The organism is Erwinia sp. E_sp_B01_1 (assembly GCF_036865545.1).
Lineage (GTDB): Bacteria > Pseudomonadota > Gammaproteobacteria > Enterobacterales > Enterobacteriaceae > Erwinia.
Map to the genome: position 1 here is coordinate 2,569,688 of NZ_CP142208.1, position 18,592 is coordinate 2,588,279.

Annotated in this window: 13 protein-coding genes and 2 pseudogenes; 5 read left to right on the forward strand and 10 right to left on the reverse strand. The window is 51.7% G+C overall.

Annotation, left to right across the window (positions count from 1 at the left end; genetic code table 11):
- The first annotated feature begins 13 nt into the window (after window positions 1–13).
- The 3 genes from VRC33_RS12175 to pdeR all read left to right on the forward strand — a co-directional run bounded on the left by VRC33_RS12175 (window position 14) and on the right by pdeR (window position 6,459).
- Window positions 14–1,948 (forward strand): exoribonuclease II, encoded by a 1,935-nt coding sequence (locus VRC33_RS12175; RefSeq protein ID WP_338556159.1) that lies wholly within the window; start codon window positions 14–16, stop codon window positions 1,946–1,948.
- Between the two features lie 173 nt (window positions 1,949–2,121).
- Window positions 2,122–4,188 carry a carbon starvation CstA family protein gene (locus VRC33_RS12180; RefSeq protein WP_338556161.1) on the forward strand — a complete coding sequence of 689 codons (2,067 nt, stop codon included), beginning with the start codon at window positions 2,122–2,124 and terminating at the stop codon, window positions 4,186–4,188.
- Between the two features lie 282 nt (window positions 4,189–4,470).
- Window positions 4,471–6,459, forward strand: a complete 1,989-nt coding sequence (gene pdeR / locus VRC33_RS12185; protein WP_338556163.1) for a cyclic di-GMP phosphodiesterase — start codon at window positions 4,471–4,473, stop codon at window positions 6,457–6,459.
- Here the strand turns inward: pdeR and VRC33_RS12190 are convergent.
- Together VRC33_RS12190 and araD are read right to left on the reverse strand one after the other, a co-directional pair.
- The gene (locus VRC33_RS12190; RefSeq protein ID WP_338556165.1) at window positions 6,456–7,325 is read right to left on the reverse strand and encodes a crotonase/enoyl-CoA hydratase family protein; all 870 of its coding nucleotides are present in this window, start codon (window positions 7,323–7,325) and stop codon (window positions 6,456–6,458) included. The genes pdeR and VRC33_RS12190 overlap by 4 nt on opposite strands.
- Before the next feature lie 197 nt (window positions 7,326–7,522).
- Entirely contained in the window at window positions 7,523–8,224 is a 702-nt protein-coding gene (gene araD / locus VRC33_RS12195; protein ID WP_338556167.1) for an L-ribulose-5-phosphate 4-epimerase, read from the reverse strand.
- Between the two features lie 385 nt (window positions 8,225–8,609).
- Between araD and osmB the strand changes: the two genes are divergently transcribed.
- Window positions 8,610–8,828, forward strand: a complete 219-nt coding sequence (osmB, locus tag VRC33_RS12200; RefSeq protein ID WP_338556169.1) for an osmotically-inducible lipoprotein OsmB — start codon at window positions 8,610–8,612, stop codon at window positions 8,826–8,828.
- Window positions 8,829–8,902: 74 nt separating this feature from the next.
- On the opposite strand, the pseudogene yciH reads toward osmB, so the two are convergent.
- The 5 genes and pseudogenes from yciH to pgpB all read right to left on the reverse strand — a co-directional run bounded on the left by yciH (window position 8,903) and on the right by pgpB (window position 12,554).
- Window positions 8,903–9,228, reverse strand: a pseudogene (gene yciH, locus VRC33_RS12205) (stress response translation initiation inhibitor YciH).
- Window positions 9,228–9,944, reverse strand: a complete 717-nt coding sequence (pyrF, locus tag VRC33_RS12210; RefSeq protein ID WP_338556171.1) for an orotidine-5'-phosphate decarboxylase — start codon at window positions 9,942–9,944, stop codon at window positions 9,228–9,230. Before pyrF ends, yciH begins: the two are co-directional and overlap by 1 nt.
- A gap of 220 nt (window positions 9,945–10,164) precedes the next feature.
- Window positions 10,165–11,334 carry a lipopolysaccharide assembly protein LapB gene (gene lapB, locus VRC33_RS12215; protein ID WP_338564432.1) on the reverse strand — a complete coding sequence of 390 codons (1,170 nt, stop codon included), beginning with the start codon at window positions 11,332–11,334 and terminating at the stop codon, window positions 10,165–10,167.
- Between the two features lie 6 nt (window positions 11,335–11,340).
- On the reverse strand, window positions 11,341–11,649 hold the full coding sequence (locus VRC33_RS12220; protein WP_338556173.1) for a LapA family protein: 309 nt from the start codon (window positions 11,647–11,649) through the stop codon (window positions 11,341–11,343).
- A 143-nt stretch (window positions 11,650–11,792) separates the two neighbouring features.
- A complete protein-coding gene (gene pgpB, locus VRC33_RS12225) occupies window positions 11,793–12,554 on the reverse strand; it encodes a phosphatidylglycerophosphatase B (protein WP_338556175.1) in 762 nt (253 codons plus the stop codon).
- A 231-nt stretch (window positions 12,555–12,785) separates the two neighbouring features.
- Here pgpB and ribA point away from each other — a divergent pair, with 231 nt between their 5' ends.
- The gene (gene ribA, locus VRC33_RS12230; protein WP_338556177.1) at window positions 12,786–13,379 is read left to right on the forward strand and encodes a GTP cyclohydrolase II; all 594 of its coding nucleotides are present in this window, start codon (window positions 12,786–12,788) and stop codon (window positions 13,377–13,379) included.
- 65 nt (window positions 13,380–13,444) lie between these two features.
- On the opposite strand, the pseudogene acnA reads toward ribA, so the two are convergent.
- From acnA to cysB, 3 genes and pseudogenes are all read right to left on the reverse strand, one after another.
- Window positions 13,445–16,131: pseudogene (gene acnA / locus VRC33_RS12235) on the reverse strand (aconitate hydratase AcnA).
- Between the two features lie 658 nt (window positions 16,132–16,789).
- Window positions 16,790–16,948 (reverse strand): YmiA family putative membrane protein, encoded by a 159-nt coding sequence (locus VRC33_RS12240; protein ID WP_338556179.1) that lies wholly within the window; start codon window positions 16,946–16,948, stop codon window positions 16,790–16,792.
- 505 nt (window positions 16,949–17,453) lie between these two features.
- Window positions 17,454–18,428: an HTH-type transcriptional regulator CysB gene (gene cysB, locus VRC33_RS12245; RefSeq protein WP_053142852.1), complete on the reverse strand. Its 975-nt coding sequence runs from the start codon at window positions 18,426–18,428 to the stop codon at window positions 17,454–17,456.
- Window positions 18,429–18,592: the final 164 nt, after the last annotated feature.

The following is an 18,592-nucleotide window of genomic DNA, read 5'->3' on the forward strand; positions in this document are numbered from 1 at the left end:
AAACGTTGAGATTATGTTCCAGGATAACCCGCTGCTCGCGCAGCTCAAAGAGAAACTCCACTCCCAGACGCCGCGTGTTGAAGGGGTAGTGAAAGGCACCGAAAAAGGCTTTGGCTTCCTGGAAGTCGACGCACAAAAAAGTTACTTCATTCCGCCGCCGTTCATGAAAAAAGTCATGCATGGCGACCGCGTGGTGGCTGTCGTGCAAACCGATAAAGATCGTGAAGTTGCCGATCCGGAAAAGCTGATTGAACCTTTCCTGACGCGCTTTGTTGGTCGCGTACAGCGCAAAGACGATCGCCTGTCGATTGTTCCCGATCACCCGCTGATGAAAGATGCTATTCAGTGTCGTGCTGACCGCAGCGTGACGCATGATTTTCAGGCTGGCGACTGGGCCGTGGCTGAAATGCGCCGCCATCCGTTAAAGGGCGACCGCACTTTCTACGCTGAGCTTACCGCTTTTATCACCACGGGTGACGATCATCTTGCCCCCTGGTGGGTCACGCTTTCCCGACACAACCTCGAGCGCGAAGCCCCTGAAGCCGTAACCGGCGAGATGCTTGATGAACAGCTTGAGCGTGAAGACCTGACCGCCCTTGATTTTGTTACCATTGACAGCGCCAGCACCGAAGATATGGACGATGCGCTGTACGTGGAAGAGAAGCCGGAAGGTGGGCTTCGCCTGACTATCGCTATCGCCGACCCTACCGCCTATGTGGCTGCAGGCAGCGAGCTGGATGCGATTGCCGCTGAGCGTTCGTTCACCAACTATCTTCCTGGCTTTAATATCCCGATGCTGCCTCGTCAGCTCTCAGACAATGTCTGTTCGCTGCGCCCGAATGAACGCCGCCCGGTGCTGGCCTGCCGTGTAGACGTGGCTGCTGATGGTACCCTGAGCGAAGAGATTCAGTTCTTTGCCGCCTGGATTGAATCCAAATCCAAACTGGCTTATGACAACGTCTCTGACTGGCTGGAAAAAACCGGTGAATGGCAGCCAGAAAACGACGCCATCGCTAACCAGATCCGTCTGCTGCATCGCCTGTGCCTGGCCCGGAGTGAATGGCGCCAGACGCACGCTTTGGTGTTTAAAGATCGCCCTGACTTCCGCTTCCTGCTGGGCGAAAAAGGCGAAGTGCTGGATATCATTGCTGAACATCGCCGCATTGCGAACCGCATTGTGGAAGAGGCGATGATCACCGCCAACATTTGTGCCGCCACCGTGCTGCGTGAAAAACTGGGCTTTGGCGTTTATAACATTCATCCAGGCTTTGATACTGAAAAAGCCGTGCTGGCCGCGACCATGCTGGAAAACCACGGTCTGAAAGTGGATCCGCTGGCTATCGCCACGCTGCAAGGCTTCCGTGAGCTGCGTCGCGAGCTGGACTCTCAGCCGACGCAGTTCCTGGACAGCCGTATTCGTCGCTTCCAGTCATTCGCGGAAATCAGCACCGAGCCAGGCCCGCATTTCGGTCTGGGTCTGGAGGCGTATGCCACCTGGACTTCCCCGATCCGTAAGTATGGCGATATGATCAACCATCGCCTGCTGAAAGCGATGATCAAGGGCGAGACCACTACCCGTCCGCAGGATGACATTACGGTGAAAATGGGCGAACGTCGTCGTCTGAACCGTATGGCAGAGCGTGATGTGGGTGACTGGCTCTACTCGCGCTTCCTGCAAAGTTCAGCCGGGACCGATCGGCGGTTCAGCGCTGAAGTCATTGACGTTTCGCGCGGCGGAATGCGCGTGCGCCTGACGGCAAATGGCGCCGTAGCCTTTATCCCTGCCCCGTTTATTCACGCCGTGCGTGATGAACTGGTGTGCAGCCAGGAGAACGGCACCGTACAGATCAAAGGCGAAGTAGCTTATCGCGTCACCGACGTGATTGAAGTCACCATCGCTGAAGTCCGTATGGAAAACCGCAGCGTAGTAGCCCGTCCGGTTGCATAACGCCTGACGCTTAACAGGCGGGATAACGCTTTTTATCCCGCCTGCTCTCTTCCCTATCGAAAAAACCATTCTTGCCTCACACTTCCTTCTGTCATGACTTTCATTAACAAATAATTACATTACTTTTAACTTGCTGCTGAGTCTCTTTTAGCGATCCTGTGAGGAGTAATCTGATGAAAAACGTCAAAACCGGCGTGATCTGGTCTGCTGTGGCGTTAATCGGTGCCGGAGCCTTTGCCATGCTGGCCCTTAACCGGGGCGAACATGTTAATGCGCTGTGGCTGGTGGTCGCTGCAGTTGCCTGCTACAGCATCGCTTACCGTTTTTACAGCCTGTTTATCGCCCGCAATATTTTCGAGCTGGACGACCGTCGCCGGACGCCTGCCGAACTCAATAACGACGGGCTGGATTATGTTCCGACCAATAAATGGGTGCTGTTCGGTCATCATTTTGCGGCGATTGCCGGAGCCGGCCCGCTGGTGGGGCCCATTCTGGCAGCGCAGATGGGCTTTCTTCCCGGCACTCTGTGGATCCTGATCGGGGTGATGATGGCAGGTGCCGTTCAGGACTTCCTGATCTTATTTATTTCAACCCGCCGTGATGGCCGCTCACTGGGTGAAATGGCCAAACAGGAGCTGGGCGCTTTTGCCGGCGTGGTGACCATGCTTGGCGCGCTGGGCGTGATGATCATTATTCTCTCTGCTCTGGCACTGGTGGTGGTCAAAGCCCTGACCAACAGTCCCTGGGGACTGTTTACCATTGCGGCAACCATCCCCATCGCGCTCTTTATGGGCATCTATATGCGCTTTATCCGGCCAGGCAGAATTGCAGAAGTGTCGCTGATTGGCTTTGTGCTGATGATGGCCGCGATTATCTTCGGCGGTGACATTGCCCAGCATCCCTACTGGGGGCCGTTCTTTACCCTGAAAGGTACTACGCTGACGTTGGTGTTAGTGATTTACGGATTTGTCGCTTCGGTGCTGCCGGTCTGGCTGCTGCTGGCCCCGCGTGATTATCTCTCCACCTTCCTGAAAATCGGCGTCATTATTGGCCTGGCTATCGGCATTCTGTTTGCCATGCCGGAGATGAAAATGCCCGCCGTCACGCGCTTTATTGATGGCACCGGCCCGGTGTTCTCAGGCAGTTTATTCCCGTTCCTGTTTATCACCATTGCCTGCGGAGCCATCTCAGGTTTCCACGCGCTGGTCTCCAGCGGTACCACCCCCAAACTGATTGAGCGTGAAAGTCATATTCGTTTTATTGGCTACGGCGCGATGCTGATGGAGTCTTTTGTTGCCATCATGGCGCTGATTTGCGCATCGGTTATCGACCCTGGCGTCTATTTTGCCATGAACTCTCCGGCCGCATTGATTGGCACCACGGTTGAAACAGCGTCTCAGGCGATCAACGGCTGGGGCTTTGTGGTCACGCCAGAAATGTTAACCGGGATTGCCAGGGATGTGGGCGAATCTACTATTCTCTCCCGTGCCGGCGGCGCGCCGACATTTGCGGTGGGAATGGCGCATATCATTACCGAAGTCTTTAACAGCCGGATGATGATGGCGTTCTGGTACCACTTCGCTATTTTGTTTGAAGCGCTGTTTATTCTCACGGCGGTGGATGCGGGAACCCGCGCCTGCCGGTTTATGGTGCAGGATCTGGTCGGTACCGTAGTGCCCTCGCTGGCCAACAACCGTTCCTGGGTGGGTAATATGGCCGGGACCACCGTTGCTGTGGCCGGTTGGGGCTTCTTTGTTTATCAGGGTGTGGTAGACCCCTTAGGTGGGATCAATACTCTCTGGCCGCTGTTTGGTATCGGTAATCAGATGCTGGCCTCTATGGCGCTGATCCTGGGGACTGTGGTGCTGTTTAAAATGAAGAAGCAGCGTTATGCCTGGGTAACTATCCTGCCGACCGCCTGGCTGTTTATCACCTCAATGACTGCGGGCTGGCAGAAGATTTTCCATGAAAAGCCCAGCATAGGTTTTCTGGCGCAGGCCAACAAGTTTTCGAAAGGCGTGACCGATGGCATTGTTATTGCCCCGGCTAAAACCGTCGCCGATATGCAGACCATCGTCCTGAGCAATCAGATTAATGCCGCTTTGTGCGGGTTTTTCATGCTGGTAGCCATCACTATGCTGATTGCCGCCTTCTTCGTGATCCGTCGCGCGCTGAAAAGCCCTGTCCCCACCAGTCAGGAGTATGAAGTCTCTTTAAGAAGTGAAGCCCGCCATGTCTGACGCAGATTTCATTATTGGCAAAACATAAACTAATTTACTGCTTTATACTCTGTTTAAGCCCGACTGACTGAAGCTTCGCCTCACTGAAAGAAGTCAGTCGGCCAGACAAATTTTTACCGTTAACTCCCCCGCCCCGATCGCCAGATCGGGGCAATGCTTTTTGTGTGGCTATTATTCATGATGAAAATTATTCCAGATACACCTTGAGATTATTCTGGTTGCCGAATACTGTTGTTAAAATAATAAGATACCGTCTGCATTGCATCCTTCAAGGAGAAACTGATGACCGATGAACCGGGGCAATCGTTACTTTATACCTATTTTGGTACCACCAGCCCTCATTGGCGTTTAATGGCCGACAGCGATGCGCTGCTTTTTGCTGAAGATGAACAGGCAAGTACCCATATAGCCGTCCCGCTGACCGGTCCTCAGGCTAATCTGATTCGCAGCATGACGGTGATCACTTCCAGCGTAAACCTGACGCTTTCACTCTATGGTGAGCCGCTGTCAATGCATCTGGTCGGCAGACGGGTGGATCAGACTTCGTGGGCAGGCAGCGCTTCCGCCTGGGGCGATACTTCAGCCGTTGCCCGCGACCTTGTTCTGGGCCTCTCCTTTGCCGAACAGGTGGTTTCTGAAGCCAACTCGGTGATTGTCATTGTTGACCAGCGCGGGGCTATTCAACGCTTCAATCGCCTGAGCGAAGAATATACCGGACTGAAAGAGCAGGAAGTCATTGGCCGTAACGTGTTTCAACTGTTTATGACCCGTCAGGAGGCTTCGGCTTCCCGCCGCAACATCAGCGGGTTTTTCCGCGATGGCAGCTCCTATGAAGTGGAACGCTGGATCAAAACCAAAAAGGGCCAGCGGTTATTTCTGTTCCGCAACAAATTCGTCCACAGCGGCAGCGGTAAGAACGAGATCTACCTGATTTGTTCGGGGATGGATATTACCGAAGAACGCCGTGCGCAGGAGCGTCTGCGCGTGCTTGCCAATACCGACACCATTACGGGCCTGCCAAATCGTAATGCCATCAATCATGCTATTGGCGAAGCGCTGGAAAGCCGGACTGAAGGTCAGGTAGGCATCGTCTATCTCGATCTGGACAACTTTAAGAAGGTGAATGACGCCTACGGTCATATGTTTGGCGATCAGCTCTTACAGGCCGTCTCGCTGGCGATACTGACCTGCCTGGAGAAGGATCAGACTCTGGCGCGGCTTGGTGGCGATGAATTTATTGTTTTAGCCACCGACAGCAGCCAGGCCTCGCTGGAGGCTATGGCCTCCCGTATTCTCGATCGCCTCAAACAGCCTTTCCGCATCGGCCTGATTGAAGTCTACTCGGGCTGCTCGATTGGGATTGCGATGAGTCCTCAGCATGGAGAAGATCGTGAAAGTCTAATCAGAAATGCAGACACCGCGATGTATACCGCTAAAGAGAACGGCCGCGGCAAATTCAGTATTTTTTGCGCGGAGATGAATCATCGGGTATTTGAATATCTCTGGCTGGACACCAATCTGCGTAAAGCACTCGAACAAAATCAGCTGATTATTCATTACCAGCCAAAAGTTGACGCGGAGGGTGAAGTGAAAAGCGTGGAAGCGCTGGTCCGCTGGCTCTCTCCAGAGCGCGGCCTGGTTCCGCCGGGCAATTTTATCGCTTATGCCGAAGAGTCAGGGCTGATAGTTCCGCTGGGACGATGGGTGATGTTAACGGCTCTGGAGCAAATCCTGCGCTGGCGTGAAAAATGTATCAACCTTCGTGTCGCGGTGAACGTCTCCCCTCGTCAGCTTATTGACCAGAGTATCTATTCCGATCTTAAGCTCGCGCTCGATCAAGCCGGTCTGGAACGCAGCCCGATTGATATTGAACTGACAGAAAGCTGTCTGATTGAGAATGAAGATAAAGCGCTGGCGCTGATGGAGCAGTTCCAGCAAATAGGGGCTGAGGTCCATCTGGATGACTTTGGTACCGGCTATTCGTCTCTGTCGCAGCTGGCGCGTGTGCCTGTTGATGTGATTAAACTGGATCAGAGCTTTGTCCGTGGCGTCAATAACCAGCCTGTTTCCCAGTCGCTGGTGAAAGCAATTGTGGCCGTGGCGAATGCGCTGGATCTGAAAGTGATTGCCGAAGGGATCGAAACCCGTGAGGAAGAAGCCTTTGTCCTGGCGAGTGGTGTCGGCACCCGCCAGGGGTATTACTATGCCAGACCTATGCCCGCTGAAGATCTCGAGCAGTGGTTATCCGACAGAACAAAGGAAAAGCCTTAACCTGCTTTACGCAACACCTGAGCACTGTGTCGGTTTTGCAGCTGAACCAGACGCTCCATATAGGCGATATCCTTCGGCTCTATAGTGAATGCAAAATCTACCCAGTCTTCCGTGATGTCCATCAGCTCCGCGCGTGTCAGCTGTAGTACCCGCTGACGCGCTTTGAGCATGGCTTTTACGCCGTTAAGCTTGGGCTTCATGGTGTCGATAAATGTGCGGGTAGCCTGATACCCCTCCCCTGGCTGGAACAGTTTATCGACCAGTCCGCGCTGTTCAAACCACTCCGCTGTGTGGGATTCTCCCTCACAAATCAGCTGCTCGGCCAGTTTCATTCCGGAACGACGTGCCACCAGCGAGTAGCCGCCCATGCCGGGGAAAAGGTTAAAAGCGATCTCCGGGAAGCCCATACGTGCGGTGTCCTGCGCCAGAATAAAGTGATGGGCCAGTGCAGCCTCAAATCCTCCCCCTAAAGCACTGCCTTCCACCATCGCAATACTCACCGCTCCGGTATCAAACCCACGAGCCGCAGCATGAATACAATCCACACAGGCCCGGGCATAAGCTCTTAGCGCCTCACGGCGACCATTTTTTATCGATTCAACAAAGAAGCGCAGATCGCCACCGGCATTAAACATCGTCGGCACCAGCGAACCGGTCACCCAGAAATCAATGGGTAAACCGGAGCGTTGGGCAGCGTAACTGAGGTTCATTATCTCTTCAATCAGCTCATGGTTAAAGCTGGGACGCGGTTGCGCACGAAGTAACATCCACATGGTACGGCGACCCTCTTCATAATAGGCAGAGAGCTGTGTGGTTTGTCCAACTTCGCTAAACAACCGGCATGTAGTCTGATTAATTACTGTCATTATCTTATCCTCTGGTTATGGGTGCGCTTAAGCGCGGTCCCAGCGTAATCCAGAGCGAGTAATCACAAAATCTGCTTTTGATTTTTAAGACAAAAGAGGTAGTGGCCTGGCTGTAGTCAAGTTAATAGTCCTCAAGATGTTCTGAAAAATATCCAGATAATCCGATCGTCAGAATTATGTTATCAGCGCTGTTCTGTTCATTTTTTCTGACCATACCAGGCATTACTGCCATGCTTGCGCAGATAGTGATTATCCAGCAGCGGCTGTTGAATAGCCGGGAGTGATGGCGCGAGTTGCTGGCTAAAGATCCCCATGTAAGCCACTTCTTCCAGCACCACGGCTGAGTGAACCGCGTCTTCTGCTGTTCTCCCCCAGCAGAACGGACCGTGTGAGTTCACCAGCACTGCGGGGATCGCCATAGGATCAAGTTCCCTGTCACGGAAGGTTTCAATGATGACCTGCCCGGTTTCCCACTCGTAACGATTCTGAATCTCTTCAGGCTTCATCTGCCTGGTGCAGGGAATAGCGCCGTAAAAGTCATCAGCATGGGTTGTGCCCCATGCGGGGATATCCCGCCCTGCCTGTGCCCAGATGGTGGCATGGCGGGAATGGGTATGGACAATACTGCCTGTCCCGGGCCATGCCTGATAGAGTGCGCGATGAGTATCCGTATCGGATGAAGGGCGTTTATCGCCCTCCACGACTTCACCACTGGCAAGATCGACCACCACCATATCGTCACGGCGCATCTCCGGGTAACTGACACCGGAAGGTTTGATTACCAGCAGCCCTTTCTCGCGATCTATAGCGCTGACATTGCCCCAGGTAAACACCACCAGACCATGTTTCGGCAGCGCCAGATTGGCATCCAGCACCTGTTGTTTCAGCTGTTCTAACATTTTATCTCTCCGGGACCCTTTTCTCTATTCTCCGCGGAGGCGTTGAGACTGGGTATGGAGGCGATCGCTGGATGTGAGTAGTAATTAGCTGTAGGGCCAGAATTGTGTCAAAAATTAAGAATTTTTACCTGTAAAGATGATCAGCCGTCACTAAAATAGAGAGCAGTAATAGACCCAGAGGTGATAGTTAGAGTTCTAACTTTCCTGGCGCTGTTGCTGCCCTGTCCCAACTGTCTCACTTCAGGGAGAAGGCGACATTTTCGCGCGGCTAATTTCTTTTAAGTAAGATAAATCACTTATAAATTAGCCCGGACCGGGCCATTAACGCAGAGCTGTAGCTATACTTACCAGGATACCTCTGCAGTAGCAATTAAGGAGAAGTGATATGTCAATGACTGCAAAACGCATTACCGCGGGCCTGTTAGCCGCAACCTTAGTACTTTCTCTGAGCGCCTGTTCAAACTGGTCAAAACGCGATCGGAACACGGCTCTGGGTGCGGGTGCTGGTGCTATCGGTGGATCGATTTTATCCAATGGTAGTGGATTAGGTACCGTAGGCGGTGCCGCAGTAGGTGGAATTATCGGCCACCAAATCAGCCGTTAACAGAAATAATAATTCAGGCTAATGCAGCGCATCTACACAAGAAGGCCGCGAGAATTCGCGGCCTTTATTCTGGCTCAACCCCCTGCCAGTTTTACCTTAAGCCCTTTGGCTTCCAGCAGTGTCTTGATCAGGTCTCGCTTGTCACCCTGAATTTCAATGACGCCTTCTTTGACAGATCCTCCGCAGCCACATTTTTCTTTAATTCTGCTGCCAGCTTTTCAAGTTCAGCATCCTGTAAATCCAGCCCGGTGATCAGGCATACGCCCTTACCTTTTCGGCCGCTGGTCTGACGCTGGATACGGACGATGCCGTCGCCTTTAGGGCGCTGGACTTTCTGCTCAGGTTCATCAATGCGGCCTGAGTCTGTGGAATAGACCAGGCGGCTGTTATTGTCAGTCATCATGCCTCCTGTAAAGACGTGAGGATGGTTTTGAGCGTTGCTTCGGGATTTGCAGACTGAGTAATAGGACGCCCGATCACCATATAGTCTACGCCAGCCTGCTGCGCCTGTTGTGGCGTCATGATACGTCTTTGATCGCCAGCCTCACTTCCTGCAGGACGGATGCCCGGCGTGATGAGCTTAAAGTCATGTCCCAACGCTTGTTTGAAGCGCATCGCTTCATGAGCTGAACAGACAACGCCATCCAGCCCACAGTTCTGCGTCAGGCGCGCCAGGCGTTCTGCATGATCGGCAGGCGAAGCATCAATACCGATATCTTTAAGATCTGAAGCTTCCATGCTGGTCAGCACGGTAACCGCGATTAACAATGGGGCATCTTTACCAAAGGGTAACAGCGCCTCGCGCGCGGCGGTCATCATCCTCGCTCCCCCGCTCGCATGCACATTCACCATCCAGACACCCAGCTCAGCCGCCGCCGCTACGGCATGTGCGGCGGTGTTAGGGATATCGTGAAACTTCAGATCCAGAAACACCTCGAATCCCCGCTGATGCAGTTCTTTCACCAGTTGCGGACCAAACAGGGTAAACATCTCTTTACCGACTTTCAGCCGACAACTCTGGGGATCAATCCGGTCTACAAAGGCCAGGGCGGCTGCACGGTCGTTGTAGTCCAGTGCGACCAGAATGGGGGAACCGGATACCTGAGGTGATTGCATGGAAAAGCCCTCTTTGAGTGATGCGCCTGTGGCACAGGAGATAAACGGCAAGCATTCTACCTGTGACACCGGGAAATTCACAGTTCGCCGCGCGTGTTTTCCCTTTTATGCCCTGTCAGGCTCAAGAGAATGCCAATGCCTGAGGAGTCGATGACTAAAAAGTCATTAGTATGTTGTAACTAAAATAAAGGGTGAAATATGGCCAGTTCCCCGGCAAAGGTTACTGGCCGTCAAGTCCGCGAATGGGTTTAACTGAGGACCATGCACGGCAGGATGGACAATGCCAGTAAAGTGCATGGGCGGTGAAACCGCATTTGTGACAACGATAGCGAGGTTTGGTACGGATTTGCTCCCCCACCATATCACGCAGCACCATCAGGCTCTCTTTTGCCCTGCCGTCTTCCGCTTCGTGAAGGTGATAATCCATCAGACGATGGAATACCCGCATGGTTGGATGGCGCTGAAGCTGTCGGTTGATATAGATCTGGGCGACCTCTCCCCCCTCGTCTTTCTCTATCACATCAGAGAGATATAGCTCGGCGGCCGCACCGGTATTTTCCTCAACGCAGCGCTTAAGGTACTCTGCCCAGGCTTTGGGTTGCTGAAGCTGTTGATAACAGGTTTCCAGCATTTCAAGCGTTTCACTGACCAGTTCTTTGTCCTGTTCAAGCACCAGCTTCAGATGCCCTACCGCTTTGGCATATTCGCCTTTAGCCATATGGATGCGCCCCATCATGATCGAGACGCGTGCGCTCTGCCTGTCAGCCGATTCGCCTTTTCTTAACAGGCTCATCGCACGATCCAAATCATCACTGCCCATCGCCTGCAAAGCGAGTTCACAATAGAAATGCGCGATCTCCATCCGCTGTTTATCCTTGCCCATCTTCACCAGGCGTTCAGCCACTTCAATGGCTTTCGGCCAGTCGCTGGTGGCCTGATGAATGAGCAACAGCTGCTGTAAGGCACCTACACGGAAATCGGTTTCGTCCACTAACTGGCTGAACATCTCTTCAGCCCGGTCGTAAAAACCGGCGGCCATATAGTCGCGGCCAAGTTGCTGTACGGCTAACAGACGCTGATCGTAGGTCAGGGAAGCACTTTCCATCAGTGCCTGGTGAATGCGGATTGCGCGATCAACCTCTCCCCTTGAGCGGAACAGGTTACCCAGCGTCAGGTGTGCTTCCACCGTCCCACTGTCCTCTTTGAGCATATCAAGGAACAGATCTACGGCTTTATCCTGCTGGTTAGAAAGCAGGAAGTTGACCCCTGCCACATAGTCACGCGACAGCCGGCTGGCTTCCTGTTGCTTATCCTGTTGCGCGCTGCGGCGTCCCATATACCAGCCATAAGCGGCAGCAACCGGGAGTAACAGAAACAGCAATTCCAACATGAGTGATTATTCCCTGACGGCAGGAACTTGTGACGTGGCCACAGTTTCTTCTGCCTGCCCCAACTGCTGCTGGAGACGTTTTAATTTACGCTGAGAATGAGCCAGAGAGACGCGTACGCGCAGCCAGAACAGACCGCAGATGGCCCAGCCAAGTAAAAATCCGGCGGCAAACAGGACGGCCAGTAGCGTGGAAACGCGGTATTCTCCCTGCGCTAACAGATAGTTAAAGGAGACGACCTGATCGTTATGCGCCCCGAGCGTAATAGAGATGATAAAAATCACTAATACCAGTAAAAAAATCAGCAAATATTTCACAGTCCATCCCATAGTCTGGTGTTAACCAGATGAATTATGCCAAAAAAATTGCGTTGTTGCTTGTCCGAAACCTTTGTAAGCGTGCTGACGCTGAAAATAGTCTGCTGACTTACCTTTTATGGGGGCGAAAAGCAGAAACACAATCACTTCTGTTCGCGTTGCTGGATCTCCTGTTCTTCCTTCGGCGGCACCGTCAGTGGTCCACAGTATCGCTGGACCAGCCAGGTCGCCAGCGTCACCAGTATCCAGCTGATCAGCGTGGATGTAATCAGATCCTGTGGCCAGTGCATCCCCAAAACCAGACGACTTGCCATCACGCCCACTGCCCAGACCACCAGAATAGCAACGGTGACTACCCTGCGGCGTGGCCAGAGCAACCCAATCCCAAGCAGCGCCCAACTGGCAGCAAACATGGTGTGTCCTGAAGGGAAAGCATAGCCCGTTTCAAATTCCCAATGCTGTTTGAGCCAGTCCGGAAGCTGTGTATTTTCGATCAATGCATTGCGAACCAGCGTGCTGCGTTCTGCTCTTTTTTGATCGTAAAATGTTTTTTCATCCAGGCTGTGGTTTTGTTCAAGCCAGACCACATATGGACGGGCCTCCTGAACCTGCTCTTTAATAAAGGACTTGGTATACTGGCCGGTCAGGATCGCTGAAACCACGATAATCAACAAAATCAGCGCAGGTTTAAAACGAAACCTCAGACACCACATAAACCAGGCGCTGAGAATGGCGCTGGTTAATACTCCCCAGGGGCTGGTTACCGTCTCCGTCAGCCAGAAAAGAATTTTATGTCCTGTACCCATCTCTACCGGTTGCCAGTGCCAGCCAGAGATCCATACGCCTGCTGGCATAATCAGTAATAACAGCGCACCCAAAGTGGTGCGGATAGCAATTTCTCTCATAGATCTCCAGTAACGGTTCAGGACTTGTGGTCAATTCTTGATATCTTTATGATTAAAAATAATAACATACCCCTCAGGAAGGTGATAATTGTGCGGTATAACAACAATCGCTCTAACTGGTTTACCGCCCAGGCTCTGATTGTGGCAAAATACGTTTTATGAATTGTGTCAGTTTGCTGACAGCGCGCTACCATGATGATAGCGCAACACTTGATGGTTCTGGAGAGTCACATGCAGCTTAAACGGGTAGCAGAAGCCAAACTGCCCACGCCATGGGGAGATTTCCTGATGGTTGGTTTTGAAGAACTGGCAACCGGTCACGATCATGTGGCTCTGGTTTATGGAGATATCAGCGACAGCGAAGCGGTGCTTGCTCGTGTTCATTCCGAGTGTCTTACCGGAGATGCCCTTTTCAGCCTGCGCTGTGATTGCGGCTTTCAGCTCGAAACCGCCCTGAATCATATTGCAGAAGAGGGCCGGGGCGTGCTCTTGTACCATCGTCAGGAAGGTCGCAATATTGGCCTGTTGAACAAAATCCGCGCCTATGCGCTGCAGGATAAAGGCTATGACACCGTGGAGGCCAATCATCAGTTAGGCTTCGCAGCCGATGAGCGTGATTTCACCTTGTGCGCGGATATGTTCAAACTGCTGGGCGTTAATGAAGTCCGCCTGCTGACCAATAATCCCCGTAAGGTAGAAATCCTTAGCGAGGCTGGCATCAACATTGTTGAGCGCGTGCCGTTGATTGTCGGGCGTAATCCTGAAAATGCTCACTACCTGGATACCAAGGCGGCCAAAATGGGCCACCTGCTGTCAAAGGACTGAGTCTGTACCAGGTATAAAAAAAGGGCCGATAAGAATCGGCCCTTTTTAATTTGTGCTTATGCCTGCTATTTGTCACCCAGCATGTTACGGATGACATAGTGCAGGATGCCATCATTCTGGTAGTAGGTCAGCTCATTACCCGTGTCGATGCGGCAGCGAGCCGCCAGGGCCTCTTTGCGCCCATCCGGGTAAGTCAGCGTCACATTGACCGTTCCGCCTGGCTTCAACAGCGTCAGATCCTCAACGTCAATCTGTTCATCCCCGGTTAGCCCCAGCGTTTTACGGGTGACGTTTTGAGGGAATTCCAACGGAAGGATACCCATACCGATCAGATTTGAACGGTGAATTCGCTCAAAGGATTCTGCGATAACTACCCGTACGCCTAACAGGCGTGGCCCTTTAGCAGCCCAGTCACGGCTTGACCCCGAACCATACTCTTTACCGGCAATCACGGCTAAGGGCACAGACTGCTGCTGATATTTCATTGCGGCGTCATAAATGGCCAGTTGCTCATTACCAGGGACAAACCGTGTTATGCCCCCTTCAATCCCCGGCACCATCTCGTTACGGATACGGATATTGGCGAAGGTTCCCCGCATCATCACTTCATGATTGCCCCTGCGTGAACCATAAGAGTTGAAATCTCCGCGCTCCACGCCATGTTTCTGCAGATATCGACCGGCAGGGCTTTCCGCTTTGATACTCCCCGCAGGCGAAATATGATCCGTTGTGACTGAATCTCCCAGCATCGCCAGGATGCGTGCGCCCCTGATGTCTTTCACAGGCTCCGGCTCTCTGCCCATCTCATCGAAGAACGGAGAGAGACGAATGTAGGTTGATCCCTGATCCCAGTCATAGGTTGCGGCTTCGCTGACTTTGATTTCCTGCCATTCAGGCGTGCCTTCAAACACTTCGGCATACTCTTTGTGGAACATATCTGTGGAGACCAACTGTACGGCCTCAGCGATCTCTTCCGGAGAAGGCCAGATATCTTTCAGATACACCGGCTTGCCAGCATGATCCTGGCCGATGGGATCCCGTTGCAGGTTAATATTCATATTTCCGGCCAGCGCATAGGCCACCACCAGCGGCGGCGAAGCCAGCCAGTTGGTTTTGACATAAGGATGAATACGCCCTTCAAAATTACGGTTACCGGACAGCACGGCACCCACCGTCAGATCGCCCTTTTTGATGGCGCTTTCAATCTCGTCCGGCAGCGGGCCGGAGTTACCGATACAGGTTGTGCAGCCATATCCCACCAGGTTAAAGCCCAGCTTGTCGAGCCAGGGCGTTAACCGCGCCGTTGCCAGATAGTCTGAAACCACTTTAGACCCCGGCGCCAGAGAAGCTTTTACCCAGGGCTGACGTTTAAGGCCCAGAGTGACCGCTTTTTTTGCCAGCAAACCCGCAGCCATCAACACGCTGGGATTAGAAGTGTTGGTACAGGAAGTAATAGCGGCGATCACCACCGCCCCATCATCCAGCGTATATTCCTGACCCGTTTTACTTTCGGTGTAATTTACCGCTTTATGCTGTTTTTGTGCCTGATTGACCTCAAGCTCATTGCTTGCCTGAAAAGCTTGCGGAACATCACCCAGTGAGACACGATCCTGAGGACGTTTAGGGCCGGCAAGGCTGGCTTCCACCTCATTCATATCCAGAGCGAGAGAGCTGGTAAACACTGGCTCATCGCCTGTGTTACGCCACAATCCCTGAGCTTTGGCATACTCCTCTACCAGCGCAACCTGTTCACTGCTTCGCCCGGTCAGCGTCATATAGCCCAGCGTAACGTCATCCAGCGGGAAGAACCCACAGGTAGCACCATATTCAGGCGCCATGTTGGCAATAGTGGCGCGATCCGCCAGCGGTAAGTCGTCCAGGCCATCACCGTAAAATTCGACAAATTTGCCCACAACGCCATGTTTACGCAGCATCTGGGTTACCGTCAGGACTAAGTCAGTGGCGGTGATCCCGGGTTTCAGTTTTCCGGTCAGCTTAAAACCTACAACGTCAGGGATAAGCATTGATACAGGCTGGCCCAGCATGGCTGCTTCCGCCTCAATCCCCCCACTCCCCATCCAAGTACCCCCAGCGCGTTGATCATAGTGGTATGCGAATCTGTACCGACCAGGGTATCGGGATAGGCCATCTCTTCGCCATCCAGCGTTTCATGCCATACGGCTTTGCCAAGATATTCAAGATTGACCTGATGACAGATGCCGGTGCCCGGCGGAACAACGCTGAACTTATTAAACGCTTTTTGCCCCCAGCGCAGAAAAACATATCGCTCATGATTACGTTCCATTTCAAGGCGCACGTTCTCTTCAAACGCATCATCATCCCCAAAATGATCTACGGTCACTGAGTGGTCAATAACCAGGTCTACCGGTGAGAGAGGGTTAACTTTTGCCACATCCCCGCCCAGTCGCGCCACGGCCTCACGCATGGCAGCAAGATCGACAACTGCCGGAACGCCGGTAAAGTCCTGCATTAATACGCGGGCAGGACGATAAGCAATTTCCCGATCGGCATGCGCCTTTTCAAGCCAGCCGGCCAGTGCGACGATATCCTCTTCGGTTACTGAGACGCCATCCTGCCAGCGAAGCAGGTTTTCCATCAGAACTTTAAGAGATTTGGGCAGGCGGGAAAGGTCACCAAGCTGTTCTGCAGCACGGGGAAGGCTGTAATAATTATAACGTTGGCCTTTAACATCCAGTGTAGCCCTGGTTTTATTTTGTAGGGTAGACGACATCACTCCTCCTTCATTGATCTCAAATTATAACCTGAGTAATTACAGGGTCTGATTTAAAGATAGTACAAACTGAAGGTAACGTTTTGATAACAACACGGAATGACAACACCTGAAACACTCTGCAAAAACAAAAACGCCCCGCGGAAAGTGCCAGCGGGGCGTTTTTTAAAATTCTGTATAATAAATCAGGCGTTATTAACGCATCATCAGACCGACCCAGACAGCACTGGTCCAGAATAAGGCTGAAAAAGTCCAGGTACTAAACCAGGTCATTTGAGTTAAATTCATTTTTGCCCTCACCCAGGTCTTCGCGACCAAAAGCGTACATCTTAAAAACCCTCGCCAGGCGATCGGGTTTCACCGTTTTTCAAAGAATTACAGTTTTCAGGCAGTAAAGTGCCCGGCCAGATGAAGGTGGCCAATATACTTAATATTATTCGTTTTTATCATCACGCCCGACCCGTGCAGTCGGAATATAACTAATCGTTAAAAGCTGGCGATTTTTTATCAATCATGGAATCAATAAAATTGCGCTGCAGTTCACTCAGGCCCCATGAGTCCGGAATAGCGACATCATGAGTGGTTTTCGATTTACAATACTGCTCTTTCATTTTGCTGGTTGTTTGTGGTTTTTCATTAACACTCTGGAAATGCATTATTACCCCCACATATGCCAAATCATTACTGCAACACCAATCCAGAACAGCGCTGAGCCAGCGAATACCGCCAACCAGGCTTTGCGTTTCAGATTGCTGGTACGCTGAGCCTTAAGGGTCTTTTGACCAAAACCGGTTTGTACTGAAAGTCTGGTAGCCATAGTTTTTGATAATCACTCTCATTGTAAACGATTGTTTTAACCAATCAGAAATTAGGATGAATCCTAAACATTATCGTATGGGAAATCCAGTAATTTTTATTGAACACAACGATTAATGGCATTTATCAAACAAGAAAAACTATAATGATTGTCATTAACCAAACTTAACTCAATTTATTATCTTTTAAGCCAAATTACTTATGTAAACCTCCTTTTCAGATCCATTTTTTACTGGGGTCTTCTTTGCCTCCCCTCTGAAAGCGCCCGTCTCAGCCACTTGATAACCAGAGTATGAGAATCATCCTAACCTTTCGCAAAGTCTGTCCGTTAAAAGTGTGTGTTGTTTCTCATTTAATGAATAACAATGAAAAAACATGTGATACACGTTTCATTTACGTCAAAATAATTAAAAGGTTTTATCGATTAGAGTAATAGAAAGGGCCATTTAGATAATAGAGGCCGCTATTACGGCCTCATACAGGAGAGTGATTTTTACAGCGAGGCGTTATCGGGCAGGCAGTTTAATGTCTTTGAACATGGCTTCAATGTCTTCATTTGAGCGTAAACCTACAGCAGTATCAACAACATCGCGCGTCAGATGGGGGGCAAAGCGTTGAATGAAGTCATACATGTAGCTGCGCAGGAAGGTACTGCGACGAAAACCAATCTTGGTCGTACTGAAGCTAAATACATCAGTTGCTTCAATCCTTACCAGGTCAGGATCGGAAACCGGGTCTACTGCCATGCTCGCTATAACCCCTACTCCCAGTCCCAGACGAACATAGGTTTTTATCACATCAGCATCTGTGGCAGTGAAGACAATCCGCGGTGTCAGCCCCGCACGGTTGAATGCGGTGTCCAGTTCTGACCGGCCCGTAAATCCGAACGTATAGGTTACCAGCGGGTATTCTGCAAGTTCCTCAATGGAAACTTTCGCTTTACCTGCAAGAGGATGATCGGGCGTTACCACGATGGCCCGGTTCCAGTGATAGCAAGGCAGCATGATTAAATCATCATATAAATGCAGCGCTTCTGTCGCTATCGCAAAATCCGCGTTGCCTTTAGAGACGGCTTCAGCAATCTGAGTAGGCGATCCCTGATGCATATGCAGCGACACGCGAGGATAGCGCTCGATAAACCCTTTGATAACGTTAGGCAGGGCATAGCGTGCCTGAGTATGGGTGGTGGCAACGTAAAGTGAGCCTTTATCAGGCCAGGTGTGTTCACCGGCTACAGATTTGATCGCATCGACTTTGGAGAGAACTTCCCGGGCTATACGGATAATTTCCTGTCCAGCGGGCGTGACCTGAGTCAGGTGTTTTCCACTGCGGGCAAAGATCTGGATCCCCAACTCATCTTCCAGCATCCTGACCTGCTTACTGATGCCTGGCTGAGAGGTGTAGAGCCCTTCTGCGGTGGAGGAGACGTTCAGGTTGTGATTGACCACTTCAACGATATAACGCAGCTGCTGCAATTTCATTTTTCATTCCATCTGAGGTTTGAAGCGACGCGCCGAACACCTGCCGGTGCAGGAAGCGGTGAAACCGCTGCAGCACTGAAAGATCCGGTCTAATGCGATTTAATACTAAGGAAAGGGGTATTTATAACAACTATACCAAATACAGGTCAGATGTATAGCATGGC